At 64.0% G+C, this 3345-nt stretch carries 2 protein-coding genes; both read right to left on the reverse strand.

Annotation, left to right across the window (positions count from 1 at the left end; translation table 11 throughout):
* Positions 1-408: 408 nt before the first annotated feature.
* Positions 409-2181 carry a hypothetical protein gene (locus H483_RS37140; RefSeq protein ID WP_017838473.1) on the reverse strand — a complete coding sequence of 591 codons (1773 nt, stop codon included), beginning with the start codon at positions 2179-2181 and terminating at the stop codon, positions 409-411.
* Complete coding sequence (locus H483_RS37145) at positions 2178-2963, reverse strand: hypothetical protein (protein WP_017838474.1); 786 nt, start codon at positions 2961-2963, stop codon at positions 2178-2180. The genes H483_RS37140 and H483_RS37145 overlap by 4 nt, the downstream gene beginning before the upstream one ends.
* Positions 2964-3345: the final 382 nt, after the last annotated feature.

Consider the following 3345-nt stretch of genomic DNA (forward strand, 5'->3'; position numbering starts at 1 on the left):
CGTTATTTGGCTGTGACCTGCACGGATACGCCGCCGCGGCCCTGCCACGCGACCCCCGACCGCACTTCCCCCGTTTCCCTGACACCGGCCAAATCTGCGCGCAGGGAGGGGAGTCAACCGAGGGGACCCGGCCGCCTGCCAAAGTTTCCGCGCGAAATAAGCGAGCGCAGCGAGCGCGTGCGGAAAGTTTGGCCGGCGGTCGGGCGCCCGCCAGGGCGCCGACGTTGACTCACCGAGCGGAGCGCAGAGACTTGGCAGGGGCAGGAAACGGGGCACCCACCGCAACGACCCCACCGAGCAGGAACCCCCCGCCGGCATCGGGGCCGGCGAGGGGCTTCGGACGAGATTCGTACGGGAGTTACGGGCGATTCGCCCCACCCACCGAGGAAAATAATGCTCTTGATGGTCTTACCGTCGTGCTGGGAGCACGATCATCTGTCGGACACTGCCGCCTTGGCCGAAGAAAAAGACGCCGTTCGGCAGCTCTCGGATCGCGTTGGGACTGACGCGGTAGGTGTGCTGGGCTCGAGTTGACTTCGCCTCGAAACCGGAGGCATCGCCGGTAGATTCGCCGTGGAAGACGGTGCCGAACGCGTTTGCTTCGACTTCGGAGTCTTTGCCTCGGCCGACGATCAGGGCGGCGCCGGCCTGCAAGATTCGACGCTGCATGTTCTCGTCCTCTGCGATGCCAGCGAGCGACTGGGCCGACAGGTAAAGGCCCATGTTCAGTGAGCGCGTTGTCTCGAACATGGTCGCGGCCATTTTCGGGGCCGGCATTTCGGACAGGTTCTCGCGGACGATCTGCGCGAACTCGTCAATGACGAGCACGCCGGGAATCGTGCCCTGTTCGCGTTTCTTTTGAGCGAGGTAGCGGCGCATGTCGTGAATCATGAGGTTGGCCAGCAGCACTTCGGATTCGTCGCCGTCCACAATCGGCACGACGTGGAACCCTTCGGTCGCCAGCAGCTCGGGCACCGTCCAGCCGTCGGCCTGGTGGAACTGCTCGACCTGTCCGAGACCCTTTTGCAGGGAGAGCCAGGCGCGTTCGTGGCGTTGGCCGCCCTGTACCTTCCCGGTGAGATATGGGCGGGTGGTCTCGTCCTCTGCAATGCGGTCAAGCTCGTCGGCCACCGCTATCTCCCACAGGGCGCCGAACTCAGCTACGTCGGCGCACCCGTCGGTCTGCTCCCAGTGCGCAAGGACACGAGTGATTACGTCTCGGGCTTCGTCGGCGTAGTAGGTCGTGCTCTCGGTGACCGGGATGAGTTTCATCAGCCGTTCGATCACGTCCGAGACGGTGCCTGCAAAGAAGTCGTACCCGCCATAGTGAACGGTCGCGCCGTACCGTTCTGCGAGGTTCGACGCGTCCCGGCGGTCACCCTTGCCGTCGATGAACAGGACGCCGTGACCGTTGGCGCGGTGGCACAGCATGAGCGAAGTCAATAGCTCGGTCTTGCCAGCACCGGATTCGGCTAGAAGAAGCGCGCGGCCAGCACCCGGCTTGCTGGGCGCCACCATCGTGTCGGCAACCTGCCAGTCGGTGTTCTGTTGCCGAGTGGCGGTCAGCATTTTGTCCACGACAACGGCGAAAGCGTGCGTGGTCCCGGTCTTCGTCGGCACGACGAGGGGCGCGGTCGTCGTCTCGCGGCCTGCCAATGGACCGATGATGTTCGTCTTCGAGTTGAGGTCGATACCGTGCTTCGCGGCCGTGTCGACGGCCGCTCGGCGCTGTATCGCAATCTCCGTTTGCTCCAGTGTGACCACATCGGGCACGGAGGACCGGCGGTAGCGGACCTTCCAGAGGAAGGCGGCGCGGCCGATAAGCCAGAGCCCCGGCGCGAAGCCGAGAACCGACAGGACAGCAATGAGCGCACTGAGGCCGGTGTAGCTGGCATAGTCCGTCGCGTACGCGGTCCAATTCCCGCTCATCGAAGGGCGCAGCTCCCACACCTGTTGCACGCGCCAAACGACGTACGCCAGACCGGCAATGCCGGCCGCGCCGGCGACGGCTACGACGACCGCAATGGTGCGCGTCACCGACTGCCAGTACAGCTCGCCGCGGTGCATGATCGTCTGTTTGGTCAGCAGGCGAGTCAGCATGACGAACGCGAGGAACGCGACGACGAGGGGCAGCCAAACGGCCACGGTCACGAGGAGCGTCATTGACGGGTTTGTGGTCATGGCGTGTTCCCTTTCGCCGCCCGTGCGGCTAGTAGCTCCTGGCGCTTCATCTCCGCGCGAGATAGCGGCGCCTGCGGCGGTTTCTCTATCGCGTCCACGGCCGGTTCGAGTAATGCGGCCTGCCCGATGTTCGTTGTCTGTATCTCGTCAGCCTGGACGGCTTCGTGGACGAGAGCCGCGAGGGCGGCGTCAGCGGTCTGGCGAGCCTCTGTGCTCGCCATGTCGGACACCCCGAGATGCCACCATCCGGGCGTGGATCGCTCGGCTAGAACGGTTCGGAAAGACCGGCGTAATCCGTCGCTCGCAAAGACGTACAGGACTCCCACCGGTTCGCGGGCCTGAATGTCGCGGTAGCGAGCGGCAACACGCCGCCACCGCTTAGCGGTTTTCGCGGACAGTTCAACCTCGACCTCGACGCGCACGTGACCCATCCAAGCAGTACCGTCTGACACCTTCTCGTCATGGGCTCCGCGCGCTAGCGGTGGCGTCCACTCGAACCCTGCACGGATGAACTCAACGGCCACATCAGCGACGCGCAGCTCGTGCGCGGCCTGGACCTCGACCACCGCGAACTGACGGGTCACGTCCACACCGAGGATGCTCTCTGAGCGGTAACCGCCGCGCTGCACAAACTCCAGCTCGGTTTGCTGCACAAGGCGGCTTACATAGGTGCTCCAGGCGCCGCGCTTCTTCTCACCGAGCAAGTGTTCTAGGTACCGGATGAGAGTGCTCATTCGGACGACGCGAAGTGACCTGACCAGCTCGACTGCGAGCACCTTCACCTCAGCATCCGATAGCGGTGTTCGCATCAGATCAACCTCTCCCGTCGTAGCGGTCCGTGCAGGACCATCGCGACACACATTACAAGGCAAGGGGGCGCCGCCTTAGCGCCCGCGCCAGCTCTCGTTCTTCGACTCCAGGGCCACTGTTACGTCGTCCGGCTCCGACACTGCTCTGTCGACTCGGTTTGACCGTCGTGGTTCCTGCACAAGTACCTGCGCCGACAAGCGCAACACCAGCAACACATCTGTCGCGCTTTAACGGCAACCACTGATCCAGACCAGCTATCCCTTTACACCGCAACCACCCACCTACATCCCTGTCTTTTCCCCCCTAACCAACCTCCTACCTCTCCTCACTCATGCTGACTGCTCCCCACCTGGC

The sequence above is a fragment of the Dietzia sp. UCD-THP genome, from assembly GCF_000349585.1.
Taxonomy (GTDB): Bacteria; Actinomycetota; Actinomycetes; order Mycobacteriales; family Mycobacteriaceae; genus Dietzia; species Dietzia natronolimnaea_A.